General features: G+C 60.7%; 12 protein-coding genes. 11 read left to right on the forward strand and 1 reads right to left on the reverse strand.

Going from position 1 to position 18571, the window contains the following annotated elements:
- Positions 1 to 39 precede the first annotated feature (39 nt).
- The gene (gene tagH / locus PSEBG33_RS00565) at positions 40 to 1386 is read right to left on the reverse strand and encodes a type VI secretion system-associated FHA domain protein TagH (protein ID WP_005792509.1); all 1347 of its coding nucleotides are present in this window, start codon (positions 1384 to 1386) and stop codon (positions 40 to 42) included.
- Positions 1387 to 1779: 393 nt separating this feature from the next.
- On the opposite strand from tagH, the gene tssA reads away from it, so the two are divergent.
- The 11 genes from tssA to PSEBG33_RS00510 all read left to right on the forward strand — a co-directional run bounded on the left by tssA (position 1780) and on the right by PSEBG33_RS00510 (position 18561).
- Positions 1780 to 2799: a type VI secretion system protein TssA gene (gene tssA / locus PSEBG33_RS00560; RefSeq protein WP_005792510.1), complete on the forward strand. Its 1020-nt coding sequence runs from the start codon at positions 1780 to 1782 to the stop codon at positions 2797 to 2799.
- A 54-nt stretch (positions 2800 to 2853) separates the two neighbouring features.
- Entirely contained in the window at positions 2854 to 3360 is a 507-nt protein-coding gene (gene tssB / locus PSEBG33_RS00555; protein ID WP_003195557.1) for a type VI secretion system contractile sheath small subunit, read from the forward strand.
- Positions 3361 to 3362: 2 nt separating this feature from the next.
- A complete protein-coding gene (gene tssC, locus PSEBG33_RS00550) occupies positions 3363 to 4859 on the forward strand; it encodes a type VI secretion system contractile sheath large subunit (protein WP_005792511.1) in 1497 nt (498 codons plus the stop codon).
- 174 nt (positions 4860 to 5033) lie between these two features.
- Complete coding sequence (locus PSEBG33_RS00545) at positions 5034 to 5522, forward strand: Hcp family type VI secretion system effector (protein WP_005792512.1); 489 nt, start codon at positions 5034 to 5036, stop codon at positions 5520 to 5522.
- Positions 5523 to 5600: 78 nt separating this feature from the next.
- The gene (gene tssE / locus PSEBG33_RS00540) at positions 5601 to 6116 is read left to right on the forward strand and encodes a type VI secretion system baseplate subunit TssE (RefSeq protein ID WP_005792513.1); all 516 of its coding nucleotides are present in this window, start codon (positions 5601 to 5603) and stop codon (positions 6114 to 6116) included.
- The gene (gene tssF, locus PSEBG33_RS00535; RefSeq protein ID WP_005792514.1) at positions 6113 to 7972 is read left to right on the forward strand and encodes a type VI secretion system baseplate subunit TssF; all 1860 of its coding nucleotides are present in this window, start codon (positions 6113 to 6115) and stop codon (positions 7970 to 7972) included. The genes tssE and tssF overlap by 4 nt, the downstream gene beginning before the upstream one ends.
- Entirely contained in the window at positions 7936 to 8979 is a 1044-nt protein-coding gene (gene tssG / locus PSEBG33_RS00530) for a type VI secretion system baseplate subunit TssG (RefSeq protein ID WP_005792515.1), read from the forward strand. The genes tssF and tssG overlap by 37 nt, the downstream gene beginning before the upstream one ends.
- A complete protein-coding gene (tssH, locus tag PSEBG33_RS00525) occupies positions 8972 to 11635 on the forward strand; it encodes a type VI secretion system ATPase TssH (RefSeq protein WP_005792516.1) in 2664 nt (887 codons plus the stop codon). Before tssG ends, tssH begins: the two co-directional genes overlap by 8 nt.
- A gap of 156 nt (positions 11636 to 11791) precedes the next feature.
- A complete protein-coding gene (locus tag PSEBG33_RS00520) occupies positions 11792 to 13738 on the forward strand; it encodes a type VI secretion system Vgr family protein (RefSeq protein WP_005792517.1) in 1947 nt (648 codons plus the stop codon).
- A gap of 15 nt (positions 13739 to 13753) precedes the next feature.
- Positions 13754 to 14188 (forward strand): DcrB-related protein, encoded by a 435-nt coding sequence (locus tag PSEBG33_RS00515; protein ID WP_005792518.1) that lies wholly within the window; start codon positions 13754 to 13756, stop codon positions 14186 to 14188.
- Positions 14189 to 14202: 14 nt separating this feature from the next.
- On the forward strand, positions 14203 to 18561 hold the full coding sequence (locus tag PSEBG33_RS00510) for an RHS repeat-associated core domain-containing protein (RefSeq protein ID WP_005792519.1): 4359 nt from the start codon (positions 14203 to 14205) through the stop codon (positions 18559 to 18561).
- Positions 18562 to 18571 lie beyond the last annotated feature (10 nt).

Consider the following 18571-nt stretch of genomic DNA (forward strand, 5'->3'; position numbering starts at 1 on the left):
GTGTTTAGCTATCCGTTTTATCCATAAGTGCGACGCGCTTTAGCTTCGCTGTCGTGCGCTATGCTCTTCGTAGGCCCGGCTGAATTCGCGACCGAACAGGTCCTGGAAATCCTCCTGGGCCTCGCGCGAAATGTTGCTGTAGAGCTCGGTAAACTGCTGCCAGTACTGGGCCTGGCGCGAGCCGTTGAAAATGCTCGAAAGGCCACCGGGCTTGCCCATGCGTTCCTCCAACTGCGCCGGTTCAAAGCGCGTGAGCAGGTGTTTGATCGCCGCCTCCACGCCGGCCATCACGGCCAACTGGTGGGCGCGCAAATCGTCGAAACTGTCCCGTACCGCGATGTCCGGCGCCATAAACGCCTGGTTGCCATGACGAAGCAGCAGCAGTAACGCTTCGTCGGCATTCGGGGCGAATTTCAACGGGTTGTTTTCGGCGGGGCGGATCATCGTCTGCTGCATACGGAACTCGCCCTTGAGGCTAGCCCGGGCGCGCAATACGTCGATCAGGCCCTCGACCATCAGCCGGTAGCTGCGGCCGATGCTTTCCATCTGGGCGCTGGCGTCGGCCTGGTCCAGGCGCAACTGGTCGAGACCGGCACCACGCAGGAAGGCTTGCAACAGGTCGGTAGGTTGCGCAGCGTCGGCCACGGTGAGCGCAACCGGCTCGACCACGGGCGGCGGAGCAATCGGTGCTGGGGCAATCGGCGCCGGGGCAGGCGCGGCATTGGCGACCGGCGCGGGCGCAGGCGCGTCGCCAAACAGGTCCCAGTCTTCAGGAATGACAGCGCCTTGCACCACCGGTTTCTCCACTAGCGGTACAGCAACCGGAGCCGGCGGGCGGAAATCGTGTTGTTCGGATGGCACATGGTCCGCCACGGTGGGCGGCGGCACGGCGGTGGGGCTGAGGAAGTCGAACAGGTCTGGCAGGGTCTCCATCGACGAGGCGCCGTGGAATTGCGGCGCGATCATCGGCGTAGGCGCAGGCGGACTCACCACAGCGCCCATCAGCGCTTCGAAGCTGTTTGGCGACTCACCGGCAAACGGCTGGCTGTCGACGGCTTGCACGTTGAAGTCGATGCGCGCCTGGATTTCGTAATCGCCGATGCGGATCAACTCGCCATCTTGCAGCGGCTCGCTGTTACCCCGGCGCATACGAATACCGGCCTTGACCAACTCCACACCATTGGTGCTGTTATCGGTTAAGTAATAACGGCCATCTTTGTATTGAATAACGCAATGCTGGGAGGAGACGAGACGCTCAGGATCAGGCAATACCCAGTCATTATCCGAACTGCGACCAATAGCTATCCTGCCCTGATCCATGGACTTTTCAGCGCATTGCCCTGGGGTAATCTTGTGATAACTAGTGATAGTCAAACACAGCGACATCTTGCCTCCTTGCTGATGCATCGCGCGCGGTCTACCCAAAGGGCCACGCTTCCCTGAAGATTTGCCCGCGGTCGCGAAAACGACCGCCAAAATCTGCTTTTACCAGCATGATCGCTGATCTTAACTGGCTTGCATGACAAAAATCCTCCATGGGCACGCCTTTCGACCCGCCAGTCGCGCAGGTTGTTAAACACCGCACATCTGTCACAGAGGGCGAATAGCTTACCTTGACAAGGCATAAGTACTACACCAAAAATGCACAACTTCTTGAACATCAGTGATGGCGCAGTAGTGGCACTCTGATTGTATGACCAAGAAAACATGCACAGTTCATTGCGCAACTAATGCATGCGTTGCCCGCCTTCCAGCGGGCTGATAAGGAGATCGAATTCAGTGGATGTGCCGTTGCTGCTCACCGCCGTTTCTGCAACTTCGCCCTGTGGCGAAGACATGGAATATGACGCGCAATTTCTGCAATTGGAACGTGATGCCAAGGGCCAGCCCGAACGCAGCATGGGCGACTCGATCCTGCCCGCCGAGCCGCCGGAGTGGCGCAGCATCCAGCAGCAGAGCCTCGACTTGTTGCAGCGCAGCAAAGACCTGCGCATCACTCATTTCCTGCTGCAAAGCTCCCTCGCCTTGCAGGGCGTGGCCGGGCTGGCTGAAGTCCTTGGCCTGATCAACGCCTTGCTGCGCGAATACTGGGCCGACGTGCATCCACGCCTGGATGCCGACGACGACAACGACCCCACCGTGCGCATCAACGCCCTGACCGGCCTGACCTGCGACACCAATATTCGCCTGTTGCGCGAAAGCATCCTGACACGCTCACGCACCTTCGGGCCCGTAAGCCTGCGCGCCGCGCTCAATGCCAGCGGCCTGCAGAATTTTGCCGACGAGCAGCTGGGCAACCAGCAGCTCAACGCAGCATTCCTCGACAGCGACCCCGAGCTGCTGCAAGCCACCCGCGACGCGTTGATCGCAGCGCGTACGGCCTGCGAAGCCATCGAGCAACAGGTCAATGACCAGGTCGGCTCCGCCCAGGGCGTGGACCTCAGCGCCTTGAAGCAACCGCTCAAACAGGCCCTGCAAATACTCAATCAAGCGGTGCCTGGCACCGACAGCAGCAGCGAACCCGAGGCCGTCAGTGAAGACAATGCCCCCTCGGTCGATTTCGCCGCTGCGCCCGCAGCCCCTCGCCCGACGGGCGACATCGCTACTCGCGATGATGTGCTGCGCAGCCTCGACAAAATCCTTGCGTACTACACTCGGCACGAGCCTTCGAGCCCGCTGCCGGTGTTGTTGAACCGAGCGAAAAATCTGGTGCACGCCGACTTCGCGGCCATTGTGCGCAATCTGATTCCCGACGGCATGTCCCAATTTGAAAACCTGCGCGGCCCGGACAGCGAGTAAGCCGCCGGACCGTGCAGTAACAACACCGTCGCTCAAGCGACCAGGAGCAGCAACGTGGCGAAGCAAAGTTCTCAGAAATTCATCGCGCGCAACCGTGCGCCTCGAGTGCAGATCGAGTACGACGTCGAGCTCTACGGCGCCGAGAAAAAGGTCCAGCTGCCCTTCGTAATGGGTGTGATGGCCGACCTCGCCGGCAAGCCCGCCGAGCCGCTGGCACCCGTGGCCGACCGCAAGTTCCTTGAAGTGGACGTCGACAACTTCGACTCACGCCTCAAGGCCATGCAGCCACGCGTGGCGTTCCACGTACCCAACGAGCTGACCGGCGAAGGCAACCTGAGCCTGGATATCACCTTCGAAAGCATGGACGACTTCAGCCCGGCCGCCGTAGCGCGCAAGGTTGACTCGCTGAACCAGTTGCTCGAAGCCCGCACTCAGTTGGCCAACCTGCTGACCTACATGGACGGCAAGACCGGCGCTGAAGAAATCATCATGAAGGCGATCAAGGACCCGGCACTGCTTCAGGCACTTGCCAGCGCGCCCAAGCCTGCAGGGGAGCAGTAATCATGACTGACAATACCGCCCGCGAAGGCAGCCAGATCCTGGGTGCTACCGAAGAAGCCAGCGAGTTCGCCAACCTGCTGCTGCAAGAATTCAAACCCAAGACCGAGCGTGCCCGCGAAGCCGTGGAAACCGCGGTGCGCACCCTGGCCGAACAAGCCCTGGCGCAAACCGACCTGGTGTCCAACGACGCGATCAAGTCGATCGAATCGATCATCGCCGCCATCGACGCCAAGCTCACCGCCCAGGTTAACCAGATCATCCACCACCAGGATTTCCAACAGTTGGAAAGCGCCTGGCGTGGCCTGCACTACCTGGTCAACAACACCGAGAGCGACGAGCAACTGAAGATTCGCGTGCTCAACATTTCCAAGCCGGAGCTGCACAAGACCTTGAAGAAATTCAAGGGCACCGCGTGGGACCAGAGCCCGATCTTCAAGAAGATGTACGAAGAAGAATACGGCCAGTTCGGCGGCGAGCCTTACGGTTGCCTGGTAGGCGATTACTACTTCGACCAGTCGCCACCCGACGTGGAACTGCTGGGCGAGCTGTCGAAAGTCTGCGCCGCCATGCACTCGCCGTTCATCGCGGCCGCATCGCCCACCGTAATGGGCATGGGCTCCTGGCAGGAACTGTCGAACCCACGCGACCTGACCAAGATTTTCACCACCCCGGAATACGCCGGCTGGCGTTCGCTGCGTGAATCGGAAGACTCGCGCTACATCGGCCTGACCATGCCGCGCTTCCTGGCGCGCCTGCCATATGGCGCCAAGACCGACCCGGTGGAAGCCTTTGCCTTCGAAGAAAACACCGACGGCGCCGACAGCTCCAAGTACACCTGGGCCAACGCCGCCTACGCGATGGCGGTGAACATCAACCGCTCGTTCAAGCACTACGGCTGGTGCTCGCGTATCCGTGGTATCGAGTCTGGCGGTGAAGTGGAAAACCTGCCGGCCCACACGTTCCCTACCGATGACGGTGGCGTGGACATGAAGTGCCCGACCGAAATCGCTATCAGCGACCGCCGTGAAGCGGAACTGGCGAAGAACGGTTTCATGCCGCTGCTGCACAAGAAAAACACCGACTTCGCCGCGTTCATCGGCGCCCAGTCGTTGCAGAAGCCGGCTGAATACGACGATCCGGACGCCACCGCCAACGCCAACCTGGCCGCACGTCTGCCGTACCTGTTCGCCACCTGCCGTTTCGCCCACTACTTGAAGTGCATCGTGCGCGACAAGGTCGGCTCCTTCAAAGAGAAGGACGAGATGCAGCGCTGGTTGCAGGACTGGATCCTCAACTACGTCGACGGCGACCCTGCGCACTCCACCGAAACCACCAAGGCCCAGCACCCGTTGGCGGCTGCCGAAGTGATCGTGGAAGAAGTCGAAGGCAACCCGGGGTACTACAACTCCAAGTTCTACCTGCGCCCGCACTACCAGCTTGAAGGGCTGACGGTGTCGTTGCGTTTGGTATCGAAGCTGCCTTCGGCAAAAAGCGCTTAAAAATCGGGACTGGCTCGCTCCCCGTAGGAGCGAGCTTGCTCGCGAAAAACTTGCAGGCGCTGCGTTCATCCAGGATGCCCGCGTCGCCGTTGACGACCTTCGCGAGCAAGCTCGCTCCTACAGGGGTCGGCGGCGTTAACAAATACAGTGGCTGAGTCCACACGGGGAGAAAACATGGCTGTTGATATTTTCATCAAGATCGGCGACATCAAGGGCGAGTCCATGGACAAGGCCCACAAGGACGAAATCGACGTATTGAACTGGAGCTGGGGCATGGCCCAGTCCGGCAACATGCATGTTGGCGGTGGCGGCGGCGCGGGCAAGGTGAATATCCAGGACCTGTCGCTGACCAAGTACGTCGACAAGGCTTCGCCCAACCTGATGATGCACTGCGCCAGCGGCAAGCACATCGACAAGGTCAAGCTGACCGTGCGCAAGGCCGGTGGCGAAAGCCAGGTCGAGTACATGGTGATCAACCTGGAAGAAGTGCTGGTCACGTCCCTGAGCACCGGCGGCTCGGGCACCGATGATCGCCTGACCGAGAACGTGACCCTGAACTTCGCCCAAGTGATGGTCGACTACCAGCCGCAGAAAGCCGACGGCACCAAAGACGGCGGCGCGATCAAGTTTGGCTGGAACATCCGTTCCAACACCAAGCGCTGATAGCCCCTGTGGCCGTGACCCCGCGCCACGGCCACAGGCATCTTGTCCCTCTCGCAACCCGTCCGTGGAGCTGCTTTGGTGGTAACTGAAATCGCTTCCCGCGACCGTCTGCAACCGTCCCTGCTGGACCGGCTGACCGACGACGACCCGACCAATCCCAAGGAAAGCGCCGACAAACGCGTGCTATCCCTGACCCAATTGAAAGCCTCGGTACTGCGTGACCTGGCGTGGCTGCTCAACACCACCTCGTTGCTTGATGCCGATGCGACGCTGCACACCCCGGCCGGTACCTCGGTGGTCAATTACGGCCTGCCGGCACTGGCGGGCAACAGCGTTTCCAGTGTCGACATCAAGGCCCTGGAAGCCCTGATCTACCAGGCCATCGCCACCTTCGAGCCACGCATCCTGCGCCACACCCTGCGGGTCAAAGCCCGTGTCGGCCATGGCGAGATGAACCACAACGCCCTGAGTTTCGAGATCGAAGGCGACCTGTGGGCACAGCCAGTGCCGTTGCGCCTGCTGCTGCAAACCGACCTCGACCTGGAGTCGGGCCATGTACGCGTGGTCAATGCCGACCAGCGGAGACGCCCATGAATCCGCGCCTGCTGGAGCTGTACAACCAGGAACTGCACCACGTGCGCGAAAGCGCCGCCGAGTTCGCCAAGGAATACCCGAAGATCGCCAGTCGGCTGACCCTGTCCGGCATGGACTGCGCCGACCCCTACGTCGAACGCTTGCTTGAAGGCTTTGCCTACCTCACGGCCCGGGTGCAGCTCAAGCTCGACGCCGAGTACCCGACCTTCACCCACAACCTGCTGGAAATCGCCTACCCGCACTACCTGGCGCCCACCCCGTCGATGACCGTGGTGCAGTTGCAGACCGACCCGGATGAAGGCTCTCTGGCCAGCGGTTTCCCCCTGCCCCGCGACACGGTACTGCGCGCCGCCCTGGGCCGCGAAACCCAGACCTGCTGTGAGTACCGCACCGCACATCCAGTAACGCTGTGGCCGTTGCAGGTCAGCGCCGCCGAATACTTCGGCAACCCCGCCGCCGTGCTCGGTCGCCTGGCCGCCAGCGAGCCGAAAGCCAAGGCGGGTTTGCGCCTGACCCTGCGCACCGGTGCCGAATTGCCGTTCAGCAGCCTTGAGCTGGATAACCTGCCGCTGTACCTCAGCGGCGCCGATGAGCAACCATTCCGCCTCTACGAACAACTGCTGGGCAATGCCTGCGCGGTGTTTGCACGCCAACCCGGCGGCGATTGGGTTGAGCGTTTGCCCCAAGACGCGTTGCGCTCCCGCGGGTTTGACGATGCCGACGCGGCGATGCCGGTAGTGGCGCGGGCGTTCCAGGGCTACCGGCTGTTGCAGGAATACTTCGCCCTGCCCCACCGCTTCCTGTTCGTCGAGTTTGCCGAACTGGGCCGGGCGGTCAAGCGTTGCGACGGCCAGGAGCTGGAACTGATTGTGCTGTTCGACCGCCACGAACCGAGCCTGGAAGGCAGCGTTGGCGCAGCGCAGTTTTTGCCCTTCTGCACCCCCGCGATCAACCTGTTCCCAAAACGCGTGGACCGCATCCACTTGTCTGACCGGGTCAACGAACACCACGTGATCGCCGACCGCACGCGGCCGATGGATTTCGAGATTCACTCGTTGAGCGGCATCACCGGCCACGGCACCGGGCCGGAGCAGCCGTTTTTACCCTTCTATGCGGTGCGTGATCCGTCGCGTTATGGCCGTGACCAGGCTTACTACACGGTGCGCCGCGAGCCACGCGTGCTGTCCAGCGACCAGCGCCGCAACGGCCCGCGCTCCACCTACGTGGGCAGCGAAACCTTCGTCAGCCTGGTGGACAGCCGCCAGGCGCCCTACGGCCATGATTTGCGCCAGTTGGGCGTCACGGCGCTGTGCACCAACCGTGACTTGCCGCTGTTCATGAGCGTGGGCAACGACAAGACCGATTTCACCCTGGCCGACAGCGCTCCGGTGCTTTCAGTGCGTTGCGTCGCAGGTCCCAGCCGCCCACGCGCCAGCCATGCCCACGATGCCAAGGCCTGGCGCCTGATCAGCCAGCTGTCGCTCAATTACCTGTCTTTGAGCGAACAGGGCCAGGGTGCCGGCGCCCTGCGTGAGTTATTGCGCCTGTACGGCGACAGTAACGACGCCGCTCTGCAATTGCAGATCGAAGGCTTGCGCGAAGTCAGCAGCAAGGCGGTGACCCGGCGCCTGCCGATGCCCGGGCCGATCGTGTTTGGCCGGGGCCTGGAAATCACCCTGCAATTCGATGAAAACGCGTTTCGCGGCACCGGTGTGTTCCTGCTCGGTGCGGTGTTGGAGCGCTTCCTGGCACGCTATGTGTCGATCAACAGTTTTACCGAGACGGTGATCCGTACCACCGAACGCGGCGAGATCATGCGATGGAAAGCCAAGCCCGGACGGCGTCCGACCCTGTGAGTACCCTGGATGCGATGCATCAGGAGCCCTGGGAATATGACTTCTTCCAGGCGCTGCGGCGTATCGAGTGCGAATCGCCGGACCTGCCGCGCCTGGGCCATTCCCTGCGCCTGTCGGATGACCCGTTGCGCCTCGGGCAACAGGCCGATTGCACCTTCGCGCCGGCCACGCTGGCGTCGGTCGACCCCGGCGGCGACGGCAAGCCGGCGCGGCTGGAGCAGTTCTTCTTCGGCCTCGGCGGCCCCAACGGCCCACTGCCGCTGCATATCACCGAGTACGTGCGCGAGCGTCAGCGCAATAACGCCGACAGCACCAGCAAGCAGTTCCTGGATGTGTTCCACCATCGCTTGCTGACGCTGTTCTACCGAGCCTGGGCCGAGGCGCGTCCGACGGTCAGCCACGACCGGCCGGACGATGACTACTGGTCCGCACGCCTCGCCGCCCTCAGTGGCCGCGGTATGCCAAGCCTGCAGAATCAGGGCCTTATCCCGGATACCGCCAAGCTGCACTACAGCGGCCACCTGTCGGCGCAAACCCGCTACCCGGATGGCTTGAAGGCGATCCTTGGCGAGTATTTCGGCCTGCCGGTAGCGATCGAGGAATACGTCGGCCAATGGCTGGAATTGCCCGAGCGCAGCCGCGTCGGTGTGAGCGCCAACCAGTTGGGCGTGGATTTTTGCCTGGGCCGCTTTGTGTGGGACCGCCAGCATAAATTCCGCATTCGCCTGGGCCCACTCAAGCTGGACGACTACATGGGGATGCTGCCTGGTCATCAACCGTTCAACGAACTGGTGGCCTGGGTGGCCGAGTACCTGGGCCATGAACTGGACTGGGACCTGAACCTGGTTTTGCAACAACCCGAAGTTCCGGCACTGCAACTCAACGGCCAGTTCCGCCTGGGTTTCAATACCTGGCTCGGCCAACCTGCGCATGACGCCAACGACCTAATCCTGGCCCGGCATTACGCCGACCACGCCACCACCTCAAGGAATCCAGAGCATGGGTGAAATCAGTCGCGCCGCACTGTTCGGCAAACTCAACAGCGTGGCCTACAAGGCCATCGAAGCCGCCACCGTGTTCTGCAAGTTGCGGGGCAATCCGTATGTGGAGCTGGCCCACTGGTTTCACCAGTTGCTGCAATTGCAGGACTCGGACCTGCACCGCATCATCCGCCAGTTCAACCTAGAACCGGCGCGCCTGGCCCGTGACCTTACCGAGGCCCTGGACCGCCTGCCACGCGGGTCGACCTCCATCACCGACCTGTCCTCCCACGTGGAGGAAGCGGTGGAACGTGGCTGGGTGTACGGCAGCCTGATGTTTGGCGAAAGCCAGGTGCGCACCGGTTACCTGGTGCTGGGCATTCTGAAAACGCCGAGCCTGCGCCACGCGCTGCTGGGCTTGTCCGCCGAATTCGACAAAGTCAAGGCCGAAGCCTTGAGCGAGCGCTTTGACGAATACGTCGGTGACTCGCCGGAAAATGCCTTGAGCGCCAGCGATGGTTTCAATGCTGGAGCAGTGCCGGGTGAAGCCAGCGGTGCGATGGCGCCGAGTGCGATGGGCAAGCAGGAAGCGCTCAAGCGCTTCACCGTTGACCTGACCGAACAGGCCCGCAGCGGCAAGCTCGACCCTATCGTCGGCCGTGACGAAGAGATTCGCCAACTGGTAGACATCCTCATGCGTCGGCGCCAGAACAACCCGATCCTCACCGGTGAGGCCGGAGTGGGCAAGACCGCCGTGGTCGAAGGTTTCGCCCTGCGCATCGTCGCCGGTGATGTGCCGCCCGCCTTGAAAGACGTGGAACTGCGCAGCCTCGACGTGGGCCTGCTGCAAGCCGGCGCCAGCATGAAGGGCGAGTTCGAACAGCGCCTGCGCCAGGTCATTGAAGATGTGCAGTCTTCGCCCAAGCCGATCATCCTGTTTATCGACGAAGCCCATACGCTGGTGGGCGCCGGCGGTGCCGCCGGTACGGGTGACGCGGCCAACCTGCTCAAGCCCGCTCTCGCCCGTGGCACCTTGCGCACCGTGGCCGCGACGACCTGGGCCGAGTACAAGAAACACATCGAGAAAGACCCGGCGCTGACCCGCCGTTTCCAGGTGGTACAGGTTGCCGAGCCGTCGGAAGACAAGGCGCTGCTGATGATGCGCGGCGTGGCCTCGACCATGGAAAAACACCACCAGGTGCAGATCCTCGATGAAGCCCTGGAAGCCTCGGTCAAGCTGTCGCACCGCTACATCCCGGCGCGCCAGTTGCCGGACAAGTCCGTGAGCCTGCTGGACACCGCCTGCGCCCGTGTCGCCATCAGCCTGCACGCAGTGCCCGCCGAAGTGGACGACAGCCGTCGCCGCATCGAAGCGCTGGAAACCGAGCTGCAAATCATCGCCCGCGAACAGGCCATCGGCATTGCCATTGGTACGCGCCAGAGCAACAGCGAAGCCCTGTTGAGCACCGAGCGCGAGCGCCTGGCGACCCTGGAAAACCGTTGGGCCGAAGAGAAAGCCCTGGTGGATGAACTGCTCGCCACCCGTGCCACCTTGCGCGAAAAGGCCGGCGTAGTAGACAGCGGCAGCGATGAACTCCGCACGCAACTGATCGACCTGCAACAACGCCTCACCGCCCTGCAAGGCGAAACCCCGCTGATCCTGCCGACCGTGGATTACCAGGCCGTGGCCTCGGTGGTCGCCGACTGGACCGGCATCCCGGTGGGCCGCATGGCGCGCAACGAACTGGAGACCGTGCTCAACCTCGACCAGCACCTGAAAAAACGCATCATCGGCCAGGACCACGCCCTGCAGATGATCGCCAAGCGCATCCAGACTTCCCGCGCCGGCCTCGACAACCCGAGCAAGCCGATTGGCGTGTTCATGCTGGCCGGCACCTCGGGTGTGGGCAAGACCGAAACCGCCCTGGCACTGGCCGAAGCCATGTACGGCGGCGAGCAGAACGTCATCACCATCAACATGAGCGAGTTCCAGGAAGCCCACACCGTGTCCACCCTCAAGGGCGCGCCACCGGGCTATATCGGCTACGGCGAAGGCGGCGTGCTGACCGAAGCGGTGCGGCGAAAACCCTACAGCGTGGTGCTGCTGGATGAGGTAGAGAAAGCTCACCCGGACGTGCATGAGATCTTCTTCCAGGTGTTCGACAAGGGCGTGATGGAAGACGGCGAAGGCCGAGTGATCGACTTCAAGAACACCCTGATCCTGCTGACTACCAACGCCGGTACCGAGCTGATCTCCCACGTCTGCAAAGACCCGGCGAACATTCCCGAGCCGGAAGAAATCGCCAAGGCCCTGCGCCAGCCGTTGCTGGAGATTTTCCCACCGGCGCTGCTGGGGCGTTTGGTGACCATTCCCTACTACCCGCTGAGCGACGAGATGCTCAAGGCGATCACGCGCCTGCAACTGAACCGCATCAAGAAGCGCGTGGAGAACACCCACAAAGTCGCCTTTGACTACGACGATGCGGTGGTCGATTTGATCGTCTCGCGCTGCACTGAAACCGAAAGCGGCGGGCGCATGATCGACACTATCCTCACCAACAGCCTGCTGCCGGACATGAGCCGTGAGTTCCTCACGCGCATGTTGGAAGGCAAGGCGCTGGCGGGGGTGCGGATCAGCAGTCGGGATAATGAATTGCACTACGACTTCAGCGACGCAGATTGACCTGACGGGACACGGTCAAAATGTGGGAGCTGGCTTGCCTGCGATAGCGGTGTATCAGTCAACATCAATGTTGAATGTTCAATTGCTATCGCAGGCAAGCCAGCTCCCACATTGGATTCGGTTCCTTCAGTAATCAAGACCTTTACAGGACGCCCAATGCTATTCAACCAAGCCTCACGCCTGGCCAAGATCACCAGCCCTCTCGGGCCGGATGTGCTGTTGCTCAACGAAATGGGCGGCGGTGAAGAGTTAGGAAGGCTGTTCAACTATGAGCTGCAACTGACGTCCCTGGACGCCAACATCGACCTCAACCAGTTGCTCGGCAAACCCATGAGCGTGGGCCTGCAACTGGCCGACGGTGGCGAGCGGCACTTTCACGGCATCGTCGCTCGTTGCAGCCAGAACATCGACCAGGGTCAGTTCGCCAGTTACCAGGTCACCCTGCGCCCATGGCTGTGGTTGCTCAGCCGCACCTCCGATTGCCGGATTTTCCAGAACCTGAGCATCCCGCAGATCATCAAGCAGGTGTTCCGCGACCTGGGTTTTTCCGATTTCGAAGACGCCCTGAGCCGACCGTATCGCGAGTGGGAATACTGCGTGCAGTACCGCGAGACCAGCTTCGATTTCGTCAGCCGCCTGATGGAACAAGAAGGCATCTATTATTTCTTTCGCCATGAACAGGATCGCCACGTGCTGGTGCTGGCCGACGCCTATGGCGCCCACACCACGGTGCCGGGCTACGGGTCGATCCCCTACTACCCCAAGGACGAGCAGCAACGCGAACGCGACCATATGCACAACTGGCACCTGGCGCAAGAGGTGCAGCCGGGTTCGCTGGAGCTCAACGACTACGACTTCCAGCGCCCCAGCGCGAGCATCGACGTGCGCTCGGCCATGCCGCGCCCGCACACCGGCGGCGACTATCCGCTGTACGACTACCCCGGCACCTACGTGCAAAGCGCCGATGGCGAACACTACGCACGTACCCGCATCGAAGCGCTGCAAACCCTGCATGAGCAGATCGAGTTCGCCGGCAATGCGCGTGGCCTGGGGTCGGGCCATCTGTTCAGCCTCACCGGCTTCAGTCGTCAGGATCAGAACCGCGAATACCTGATCGTCGGCTGTCGCTACTACATCGTCCAGGAAAGCCTGGAGAGCGGAGGCGGCTCCGGTTCGGCGCAATTCGAAAGCAGCCTGACCTGCATCGATGCACAACAGAGTTTCCGCCCACTGGCCAACACCCATCGCCCTATCGTCAAAGGCCCGCAGACTGCATTGGTGGTGGGCCCCAAAGGCGAGGAAATCTGGACCGACCAGTACGGCCGCGTGAAGGTGCATTTCTACTGGGACCGCCACGACCAATCCAACGAGAACAGCTCGTGCTGGATCCGTGTGTCGCAATCCTGGGCCGGCAAGAACTGGGGTTCGATGCAGATTCCACGGATTGGCCAGGAAGTGATCGTCAGCTTCCTCGAAGGTGACCCCGACCGGCCGATCATCACCGGGCGGGTGTACAACGCCGAGCAGACCGTGCCCTACGATCTGCCGGAAAACGCCACACAGAGCGGCATGAAAAGCCGATCGAGCAAGGGCGGTACGCCGGCCAACTTCAATGAAATCCGCATGGAGGACAAGAAGGGTCTGGAACAGCTGTATATCCATGCCGAGCGCAATCAGGACATCGTGGTGGAGGTGGATGAAAGCCACTCGGTGGGGCATGACCGCAACAAGAGTATTGGCCATAACGAGACGGTGACCATCGGCAGCAACCGCCTGCGGGTGGTGCGCAACAACGACACCGTGATCGTCGGTGGCGCCAAGTCCGACAGTGCCGCCACGCACTACACCATCGAGGCCGGCGAGAATCTTCGCCTGGTGTGCGGCGACAGTGTGATCGAGCTCAAGGCAGGCGGGGATATCAACCTGACCTGCGGCTCGTTCAACCTGTTTTCCACCGGCAGCAGCAAGATCCAGACAAAGGGCAAACTGGACATCAACCTGGGCAGTGACAAGGGCACATCGCCCGGCGCCCAGGGCGTGCAAAATACGATCAAGTCCGCCGTCGAATCAAAATTCCCCGGCAAGCCCGGCGCTGGTCAATAACGAGATTTCTTCACCATGAATTACCTGATCAACGAAGCCCAATTCACCCTGCCCGATGCCGAGGTACAGGACACCTCGATCAATATCCTCAAGTTCGCCAAGCTGGGCACCACCCTAGTGGTGAGCCGCAGCCCATTGGCGGACGGCGAGAGCTTGCAAAGCAATTTCGAAGGCCAGCTGAAAAAACTCGAGCAGCAGGTCAAGGATCTGCGCTATTCCCCTGCACAAGCGGTCCAGGTCGGGCCGAAGCAGGACATTGACGCCTTTGAAGTACAGAACCGTTTCAACAAAGGCAGCGACAACATTTACCAATATCAGCTGGCAATGCAGATACCCGGCACCCGCCAACTGATTGCGCTGAGCTACGTCAAGACCCAGCCCCTGGGCCCTGTCGAGGCGGCTCATTGGGCAACGCTGAAAAACACGCTCAATTTTACTGCTACGCCCTGAGTCGAGCCTGAGCGATGAGTGACGATCTCTGGGCTGCCCGCGAAGGCGACGCACTGCTGCACACCTCGGTGATGGCCGATATTCTCGGCGGTGTGCTGGAAGTGGCCGCCTATGCGGCGATCACTACCGTGGGCTGCCTGGCCGTTGCCGGGGCGGTTTTCCTCGCGACCGGTGCAACCATTGCCACTGGTGGCGTCGCATTGGTGTTGGTAGTGGGCGCGGTCGTCGGCATCACCGCGGGCCTCACGGGGGCGGACCTGGAGATATCCAGTTGGTGCGAGTCCGCCGCTAACTGGGTGTTCCCGCCGGTGATCGATGCGTTCATCACCAGCGGCTCGCACAACGTGTTCATCAATGGCAAAAAGGCTGCCCGCGCTGCCGGCAAGATGACGGCTGTGCCCGTCGCGCCCAGCGAGCCGGCAGCGCCGAGCTTCCTGGATATGGCAGGTGAGTTTTTCTCGCAGATGTGGCGCCCGACCGTCGCCTCGCCTGCGCCCGGCACCGAGCCGTGCCCGCTGGATACCGTGGGGTGCAACAAGCACCCGCCGATGCCGCTGCAATTCATTGCCGAGGGTTCCAGCTCGGTATTCATCAATGGTCAGCCGGCGGCACGCAGCGGGGATCGCAGTACCTGCGATGCGAAGATTGGGACGGCTGAGGGCCTGATTTCGCCGGATGTGCGCATTGGTGGCGAGACCATCGTGGTGCAGGAGATTCGCAGCGGGAAAACGCCGGGGGTGGGGCTGGCGATTGCCGTGGTGATGGCATTGCGGGGCAATGTGAAGTGTTTCTGGACCAAACTGCCGTGCATGATCGGAAGTGCGTTGGTGGGCGGCGCGATTTCTTATGGGACCGCCAAGGTCACCTCTGCGCTCAAGGGCGCCATGAATGGCTCGCCCAATCCGGTGCACAGCGCGACAGGGGCCAAGGTCTTGGGCGAAGAGGAGGAGTTGGACTTTGTTCTGCCCGGCCTGCTCCCTATCGATTGGCAACGTTTCTACAACAGTCTCGATACACGTCGCAACGGCCTCTTCGGCGCAGGCTGGAGCGTCGACTATGAGGTGTCGGTCGAAATAGATGCCGACGAAAACCTGTTCTATATCGATGAGCAGGGACGGCGCCTGGAGATCGGTTATATCCCGTTGTCCGGTGGAGCGTTCGATCCGGGCGAAGGCCTTGCGGTGAGACGCAGCGGTGAAGGCGCGGTATTGATTGAGAGCATCGACGGTCTGTATCGGCTGTTCGAAATCGACCCGCAGAACAACTCACGGATGCGCTTGCACCTGCTGGGTGATCGCAATGAAGGGCGGATCTTTCTCGATTACGATGCCCAGGGAAGGCTTCACCGCTTGCGTGACACCCATGATTTCATGCACGTCGAGTTGAGTTATACAACTCAGCATCCGCGTCGTGTGAGCCACATCGAGCGGCGATACCTGCGCCAGGACCACTTCGATGCACGCAGCGACGTACTTGTCAGTTATCGCTATGACAGCAACGGCGATCTTGCCGAAGTATTGGATGCACAAGGCACGACCCTACGACGCTTTGCCTACGACAGCAGCAGACGCATGGTCGAGCACCAATTGGCGAGTGGTCTGCGTTGCTTCTACCAATGGGCTCAAGTACCTGGACCAGACGGCCAGGAATGGCGCGTCAGTCGGCACTGGACAGATGCGGGCGATGAATACACCTTCGACTACGACTTGGATGCGGGCATTACACGCGTAACCGATGGGTTGATGCGCGTCAGCACTCGGCATTGGAACCCGCAATATCAGATCACCCGATACGTTGATAACGCAGGCAGTATCTGGGAATTCGAATGGAACGAAGATCGCCAGTTTGCAGGCGCGATTGACCCAAAGAACGGCAGATGGCGCTTCTGTTACGACGACTCCGGCAACCTGAGTACAGTGACCGATCCGCTGGGCAGGACCCGTGGCACACAATGGCTTGCGCATTGGGCATTGCCTCAGGTTGAAACCGACCCTGCGGGCAATAGTTGGCATTACCGCTACGACCAACGTGGCAACTGCATTGAGGAAGTCGATCCACTGGGCAACCGCACGCGCTATGTCTATGACGGTTTCGGACAGCCGGTGCGCATCATCGATGCGACGGAAAAATCCAGAACATTGCATTGGAACGAGTGGAGCCAACTGGTCGAAGAAGTGGATTGTTCGGGTTATCCGACGCGTTATCAATACGATGCGTTTGGCAATCTGGTGGTGCAGACCAATGCCGAAGGTGAATCGGTGCGTTACCGATACGGCCCTCAGGCGCTGCTTCTGGAATGTCAGCTTCCGGACGGCCGCGTCGAACAATTCCAACGCAGCGCAAGTGGTTATCTGACTGCCCACGTAGACCCTGCCGGCAGCACCACACGCTATGTCTATGACATTCGCGGTCTGGTCAAACAGCGCTGGGACGCGCATAACCGTTCGGTCATGTTCGATCATGATGCCTACGGACGTCTGAGCAAGCTGACCAACGAGAACGGTGAGAGTTATCGCTTTGAGTGGGATGCAGCCGACCGCATGGTGCAGCAGCAGGACCTGGATAAAAGCCGGCGCTGCTACACCTATGACCCGCTGGATGATGTCGTCGCCGTTGACTACCTGCCGGGAACGGAAGGTGAGCCGGTAGCGCCGCTGTCACATCAGTTTCAGCGAGATCCCGTGGGACGCCTGGTCAGCAAAATAACTGCGGACGGTACCACCAGCTACGCGCACGACCTCAACGACCAACTGGTCGGTGTTACTTTCACGGCGCCTGATGGTAATGAGCAATTACTTGGCTTCAGCTATGACGCCATGGGGCAGCTCCTTGAGGAGAAAAGCTCGGCAGGGTCTGTGCAGCATCGTTACGACGAACTGGGAAATCTGATTCAAACCGGCTTGCCTGATGGTCGATGGCTGAACCGCCTGTATTACGGCAGTGGCCACCTGCATCAGTTGAATCTCGATGGAAAGGTTATCAGCGACTTCGAGCGTGATCGCTTGCATCGCGAAGTGCAGCGTACCCAGGGTCAACTCAAGACAAGTACCGCCTATGATCGAAGTGGAAGGGTCCGCTCGCGTCAGCGGCGCAGCATCGATCAGCCGTGGCAGCTGCCACCACTGGTAGAGACCGACTATAGCTACGATCCCAGCGACAACGTGATTGGACGTCATCGTGTCGATCGCGTGCACGATCATCAAGAGCATCTGGGTTACGACAGTACCGAACGGATTCTTGTCAGCCACCAGGCAGGACGGAGCGAAACCTGCGCCTATGATGCCGCAGCCAACCTGCTCGATAGTTCACATCAAGGTGGCTTGGTAAAACATAACCGGCTGCTGACCTATCAAGATAAGCGTTACCGGTACGACGCCTTGGGTCGCCTGGTCGAAAAGCGCAGTGCCTCTCGCGGTTTACAGCGCTTTGTCTACGATGCGGAAAGTCGTCTGATTGAAGTACGAAATGATAGCGGCAACAGGATAAGGATGACCTATGACCCCCTGGGGCGTCGCATTGAAAAAGCCGAGTATGGCAGCGATGGCTATCAGTTGGGGATGACGCGCTTCCTCTGGGACGAGCTGCGTCTCTTGCAGGAATCCAGGCATAGTCAGTCCAGCCTTTATATCTATGAAGATGAAGGCTACAAGCCCGTAGCCCGGGTCGACGGCACGGGGCCTGTGCAAAAAATCCGTCACTACCATAACGACCTCAATAGCCAGCCGGAGCAGCTAACCGAAGAAGACGGCGAAGTCATCTGGCGGACCAGTTACCGAATGTGGGGCGGTACGGTGGAGGAAGTGCGCGAGCCTACCTACATCGAAGAGCAGAACTTACGGTTTCAGGGGCAATATCTAGATCGAGAAACGGGACTGCATTTTAATACATTCCGGTTTTACGACCCGGATATCGGGCGGTTTACCACACCGGATCCTCTTGGGTTGGCGGGAGGGATCAATCTCTATCAATATGGGCCGAATCCGATCGCCTGGATCGACCCGTGGGGCTGGAAATGTTGGAGCACAGCAAGGAAAGGTGTTTGGAAAGCCGCGGGTGCCAATGCCCGGCCAGGCCAGTACTCAACTAGAAACCTGGCTCGAATGGCCCTAGGCAAGGCACCGCAGATGAGAATAGAGGTTCGTTATCGTAATACTCTGAGAAGCCGACTAAAGGGACGTGTTGGCAGGACCAAGGAAATCACGGTGTCGATGGAGCTGAATCATCAATACATTCCACAACGCGCCGGATCAAAAGTGGCTCATGAAGATTGGAACTTGACCAAGGCGACGCCTTGGGGGCATGAGTCAATGGACAAGTATCGCCATACCGGCTGGGATTTGGTGAGAATTGTAAAAACCACAGGGCAATTTTAGAGAACCCTTT

Source organism: Pseudomonas synxantha BG33R (assembly GCF_000263715.2).
GTDB classification, from domain to species: domain Bacteria; phylum Pseudomonadota; class Gammaproteobacteria; order Pseudomonadales; family Pseudomonadaceae; genus Aquipseudomonas; species Aquipseudomonas synxantha_A.